The following is a 5,326-nucleotide window of genomic DNA, read 5'->3' on the forward strand; positions in this document are numbered from 1 at the left end:
CGATGGCGCCCGCCGCGATGCAGATGGCAATGCCGATTGCGGTATTGCCGGCGATGGCGCCGAAGGCGGCGCCCACAACCGCGCCGCCCAGAATTCCCCATATGAGCTTGCCTGCCATTGGCGCCTCCTGATCTGTCGGCCCTCCAAAGGGGAACGCCAGGGGGTGGCGGCAGTTCCTTTTCCGCTGCGCGGCGCCGAAAGCGCGTCAGAAGGCGTTGTTCATCTTGTCGGGCGGCGGCAGGGTCTTGCCTTCGGCGCGGTCGAGCTCGGCCATATGGGCCATGTCGCCTTCATCCAGCTCAAAATCCCACACCGCCAGATTTTCCGGGATGCGGCTGGCCGTGGCCGTCTTGGGGAGCGTGACAAGGCCCTGCTGGAGATGCCAGCGGATGACAATCTGGGCCGGCTTGCGCTTGTGCCTGGCGGCGATGGCGAGGATGGTCTCGTTTTCGAGCAGATTGCCGCCGCTTCCCCCCAGGGGGCTATAGCTCTCGATGACGATATCGTGCTGCCGGTGATAGTCGCGGACATCCCGCTGCTGGAAGAAGGGATGCAATTCGATCTGGTTGACGGCGGGGACGACGCCGGTTTCCGCGATCAGCCTGTCGAGATGGGCGGGCGTGAAGTTGGAAACGCCGATGGAGCGGACGCGCCCGGAAGCGCGCAGCTCGATAAAGGCTTTCCAGGTGTCCACATAGCGGTCGCGCGCGGGAAGGGGCCAGTGGATGAGGAAGAGATCGAGATAGTCGAGCCCCAGCCGGTTGAGCGAGCCTTCGAAGGAGCGCAGGGCCTTGTCGTGGCCCATATCGCCGCTACGCAGCTTGGAGGTGATGAAAAGGCTTTCCCTGGGTGTGTCGAGGCCGCGAAGCGCTCGGCCCACACCCTGCTCGTTGGAATAGCCCTGCGCGGTATCGATATGGCGGAAGCCCGATCGGACGGCGGTCCTGACCAGGGGCTCGACCTGATCGTCGTCGACCTGCCAGACCCCGTAGCCCAGGCGAGGCATGACGTGGCCATCATTGAGAGTGATCGTATGTTCCATGATTTTCTCCCGCTGTCTGCCCTTGTGGTTCTAGCAGGAGAATGCCGCGGCGGGGCGAGTGTTCCGCGCTAGAGGGAAATGGCAAGCGCAGAGCGGACCAGCGCCACCAGATCCGCCTGGCGGTGCAGGCCGGTTTTTTTCATAGATGCGCAGGATGTGGCTTTTGGCGGTGCTGGGGGCGATGCCCAACTGCTCGGCTATGTGGCGGACGGGATGGCCGGCGCAGAGCAGGCGCAGGACGCGCGTCTCGGCCCCTCTGTGGCGCGGGCGCTGAATTGGGACACCGGGCCGGTGATCATCCAGGTCTCGTCGTAATTGTCGATGCGCGGCGTTCTCTCCGTCGGTTCGGCCATCGAGAAGAAGTCGAGAAGGCTGGGCAAAGGCTGAGCCTGCGCCGGGGCGCCGAAGGCGAGCAGGGCGATAGGGACGATCAGGGCTGCGCGAGAAATCAGGGGCTTCATGCCATGCTCCGTTATGGCGGAAACAGCGAACAGATGGCGCCATCGGGCCGGCGCGTCGCTCGGAAAGCCAGATTAGGGAATGGGCGGAAGGGCGCATCCACCATATGGTGGATGAAAGGGGCGGAAACCGCTGATCGCACCACGATGATGGCGCCGCCGCCGGGCGGCTTTCCGGCCCAGACGCTCATCCCGCCGACCAGATGATCTATAAATAACGCTTGCATAAAAATGCAATTGTTATTATCTGACGGTAACGCCGCCTCGCGGCCCATGGACAAGAGCAAAGGAAACCCCATGGCAGCCAAGCCCGAAGTCACCGGCTTTTATGATCCTCGTACCGGATCGATCCAATATGTCGTTGCCGATCCGGCGACGAGGAAATGCGCCATCATCGACCCGGTGCTCGACTATGACGAGAAATCGGCCGCGACCGCGACCAGGCATGCCGACGCCATGCTGCAATTCATCGCGGATAAGGGATATGAGGTGGAGTGGATCCTCGACACCCACCCCCATGCCGACCATTTCACCGCCGCCGCCTATCTCAAGGCCAAGACCGGCGCGCCCACGGCCATCGGCGAAAAGGTGACCGAGGTGCAAAAGCTCTGGAAGGGCTACTACAACTGGACCGATTTCCCAGCCGACGGCTCGCAGTGGGACAAGCTCTTTGCCGAGGGCGAGCGCTTCAAGGTCGGGGAAATTGACGCAAGGGTGATGTTCTCGCCCGGCCACACGCTGGCCTCGATCACCTATGTGATCGGTGACGCGGCCTTTGTCCACGACACCCTGTTCATGCCCGACAGCGGCACGGCGCGGGCTGATTTTCCTGGCGGCAGCGCGAAGATATTGTGGTCTTCGATCCAGGATATCCTGGCCTTGCCCGACGAGACCCGGCTTTTCACCGGCCATGACTATCAGCCCGGCGGCCGGGCGCCGAAATGGGAATCGAGCGTGGCCGAGCAGAAGGCCCGGAACATCCACATGGCGGTGCATAAGAGCGAGGCCGATTTCGTGGCCGCGCGCGAAGCCCGCGACAAGACCCTGCCCATGCCCAAGCTGATCCTGCATGCCTTGCAGATCAACACCAATGCCGGACGGCTGCCGGAGCCCGAGGATAATGGCCGGCGCTACCTCAAGATCCCGATGAACCTGCTCGAAGGGGCGGCGTGGGACGAATGATGGAGACGATACCGCTTTCCGACGAAGCCCTGGAACTCAGGAGCAAGGTGGGAGAGGCGACCGCCTTTCTCAAGAAGCTCTCCAACCCGGATCGCCTGCTGGTGGTCTGTGCACTGGTCGAGGGTGAGCGCTCCGTACGCGAATTGGAGGATGCCCTGGGCATTCGCCAGCCCGGCCTGTCGCAGCAGCTCGCCGACTTGCGCGAGGCAGGTCTGATCGTGGGACGCAAGGACGGCAAGCAGGTGTTTTACCGGCTCGCCGATCCTCGCATCGAAAGCTTCATCCACACCATGCATGGGCTATTCTGCAAATAGGCCGCTGTGGACCCGTGCCCTAGCGATGGGCCTTGTCCGCTTCGGCTTCGCCATGCGACGCTTCCATTCCCGACATCTGGAAACCCGAACACATGACTGAATTCACCCCGTGGCTGTCGCTGCTGGGCGGCGGCCTGATTGGCCTGGCCGCCGTGTTGCTGATGGCCTTTCATGGCCGTATCGCCGGCATGACCGGCATCCTTTCCGGCCTCGTGCCGCCCTTTTCCCATGATTGGGGCTGGCGGGCAGCGTTTCTTCTGGGCGCCATCGCCGCGCCGGCTCTGATCGTGACACTCATGGGTTATCCCATTCCTTTCAACAGTCCGACGCCTTCAGCGTGGTTGGTGCCTGGCGGCTTGATCGTGGGGGTGGGGGTCTATTTCGGCTCCGGCTGTACCTCCGGCCATGGCGTTTGCGGGCTGGCGCGGCTGTCGCCACGATCCCTCGTCGCCACCCTGACCTTCATGGTTTCGACCGCCGCCACCGTCTTCGTCGTCCGCCACCTGCTGGGAGGCTTATAATGCTTCGCCTGTTTTCCGCCCTCGTCATCGGTCTCATCTTCGGCGCCGGCATCGCGCTATCGGGCATGGCCAACCCGGCCAAGGTATTGAATTTCTTCGACTTCGCCGGCACATGGGATCCATCCCTCGCCTTCGTTATGGGTGGGGCGCTGGCCGTAACGGCCCTGGGCTATGCGCTGGTGCTCAAGCGGCCGGTTCCGGTTTTTGACCGCCAGTTCCACCTTCCTACAAGTCGGCGCATCGACATGCCGCTCGTCGCCGGCTCGGCCGTGTTCGGCATTGGCTGGGGCATTACCGGCTTCTGCCCAGGCGGGGCGATTCCCGCCCTGGGGCTCGGCCATGGCGCCGCATGGCTGTTTGTGGGCTCCATGATCGGGGGGATCGCGCTGGCGCGACTGGCCCGGCACTCCCTCACCAAGCGTGCTGTGGTCTGAGTTCCTTGCCGAAGAGAGTTGACCCGATGGGCAAAGCCACGCGTTTCTTCCCCTTCCTGCACTGGGCCAGGGCGTATGACGGCTCCGTGCTGGGCAGCGACCTGCTGGCGGCGGTGATCGTCACCATCATGCTAATCCCGCAATCGCTGGCCTATGCCATGCTGGCCGGCCTGCCGGCGGAGGTGGGGCTCTACGCCTCCATCCTGCCGCTCGTCGCCTATGCGATTTTCGGCACCAGCCGCACCCTTGCGGTGGGGCCGGTGGCGGTGGTCTCGCTGATGACGGCCTCGGCAGTGGGCCAGATTGCGGGCGAGGGGACGCTGGACTATCTGGCCGCCGCCGCCGGCCTGGCGCTACTTTCGGGCGGCATGCTCGCTGTGATGGGCATTTTCCGGTTAGGCTTTCTCGCCAATTTCCTCTCTCATCCGGTGATTTCGGGGTTCATCACCGCATCGGGGCTGCTGATCGCCGCTGGCCAGTTGCGGCATATCCTGGGTGTGTCGGGCGGTGGCAATACGCTGCCTGAAATCATGCGCTCGATGGCCGAGCAGATAGGATCGATCAATCCGGCGACGCTGGTTATCGGGATGGGCGCGCTCGCCTTTCTGGTCTTTGCCCGCAAATATCTCAAGCGTCTCCTGCTCGGGCTGCGTGTTCCGGCCCGACCGGCAGACATGATGACCAAGGCTGCGCCAATCCTCGCCGTTGCCGTGACCATTGCGCTGGCGGTCGGCCTCGATCTGGGGGCGCGGGGCGTCTCCCTTGTCGGCGCTATTCCGCAGGGCCTGCCGCGGCTGGGTGTACCGACCCTGTCGCTCGATCTGGTCATGGCGCTGCTGGCGCCGGCTTTCCTCATCTCGGTGGTGGGGTTTGTGGAGTCGGTTTCGGTGGGGCAGACGCTGGCGGCCAAGCGGCGCCAGCGGATCGACCCGGACCAGGAACTGATCGGGCTGGGCGCGGCCAATATCGCGGCGGGGCTGTCGTCCGGCTATCCGGTGACCGGCGGATTCGCGCGCTCGGTGGTCAATTTCGACGCCGGGGCGCAGACGCCGGCGGCCGGAGTTTTTACCGCCGTGGGCATCGGCCTCGCGGCGCTGTTCCTAACGCCCTTGCTGGTCAACCTGCCGCAGGCGACGCTGGCGGCCACGATCATCGTAGCCGTGCTGACGCTGGTCGATCTGGCTGCCATCCGCCGGGTTTTTGCCTCTTCGCGGTCTGATTTCGCCGCCATGGCGGCCACGATCGTGGTGACCCTGGGCTGGGGGGTGGAACTGGGCATCGTCTCCGGCGTGGTGCTGTCGCTGCTGCTGCATCTTTATCGCACCAGCAAGCCGCATGTCGCCATTGTCGGCCAGGTGCCGGGCACCGAGCATTA

The 5,326-nt window shown here is 64.2% G+C and carries 8 protein-coding genes; 5 read left to right on the forward strand and 3 right to left on the reverse strand.

Annotated elements, in window-relative coordinates; genetic code table 11:
- Window positions 1–205 precede the first annotated feature (205 nt).
- From VDP82_RS13335 to VDP82_RS13340, 3 genes are read right to left on the reverse strand one after another with little or no spacing between them, the layout of a single operon-like run.
- Entirely contained in the window at window positions 206–1,042 is an 837-nt protein-coding gene (locus tag VDP82_RS13335; protein WP_323015337.1) for an aldo/keto reductase, read from the reverse strand.
- A gap of 30 nt (window positions 1,043–1,072) precedes the next feature.
- Entirely contained in the window at window positions 1,073–1,345 is a 273-nt protein-coding gene (locus tag VDP82_RS18070) for a helix-turn-helix domain-containing protein (RefSeq protein WP_416347117.1), read from the reverse strand.
- Complete coding sequence (locus VDP82_RS13340; protein WP_323015338.1) at window positions 1,240–1,503, reverse strand: hypothetical protein; 264 nt, start codon at window positions 1,501–1,503, stop codon at window positions 1,240–1,242. Before VDP82_RS13340 ends, VDP82_RS18070 begins: the two co-directional genes overlap by 106 nt.
- A gap of 294 nt (window positions 1,504–1,797) precedes the next feature.
- Between VDP82_RS13340 and VDP82_RS13345 the strand changes: the two genes are divergently transcribed.
- The 5 genes from VDP82_RS13345 to VDP82_RS13365 all read left to right on the forward strand — a co-directional run.
- Window positions 1,798–2,682 (forward strand): MBL fold metallo-hydrolase, encoded by an 885-nt coding sequence (locus tag VDP82_RS13345; RefSeq protein ID WP_323015339.1) that lies wholly within the window; start codon window positions 1,798–1,800, stop codon window positions 2,680–2,682.
- The gene (locus tag VDP82_RS13350) at window positions 2,679–2,996 is read left to right on the forward strand and encodes a metalloregulator ArsR/SmtB family transcription factor (protein ID WP_323015340.1); all 318 of its coding nucleotides are present in this window, start codon (window positions 2,679–2,681) and stop codon (window positions 2,994–2,996) included. Before VDP82_RS13345 ends, VDP82_RS13350 begins: the two co-directional genes overlap by 4 nt.
- A gap of 92 nt (window positions 2,997–3,088) precedes the next feature.
- Window positions 3,089–3,517 (forward strand): YeeE/YedE family protein, encoded by a 429-nt coding sequence (locus VDP82_RS13355; protein WP_323015341.1) that lies wholly within the window; start codon window positions 3,089–3,091, stop codon window positions 3,515–3,517.
- Window positions 3,517–3,951 carry a DUF6691 family protein gene (locus VDP82_RS13360; protein WP_323015342.1) on the forward strand — a complete coding sequence of 145 codons (435 nt, stop codon included), beginning with the start codon at window positions 3,517–3,519 and terminating at the stop codon, window positions 3,949–3,951. The genes VDP82_RS13355 and VDP82_RS13360 overlap by 1 nt, the downstream gene beginning before the upstream one ends.
- A 26-nt stretch (window positions 3,952–3,977) precedes the next feature.
- Window positions 3,978–5,326: SulP family inorganic anion transporter (locus VDP82_RS13365; RefSeq protein ID WP_323015343.1), on the forward strand; the 1,349-nt coding region annotated here is incomplete at its 3' end.

The sequence above is a fragment of the Devosia sp. genome (assembly GCF_034675085.1).
In the GTDB taxonomy this organism is placed as follows: domain Bacteria; phylum Pseudomonadota; class Alphaproteobacteria; order Rhizobiales; family Devosiaceae; genus Devosia.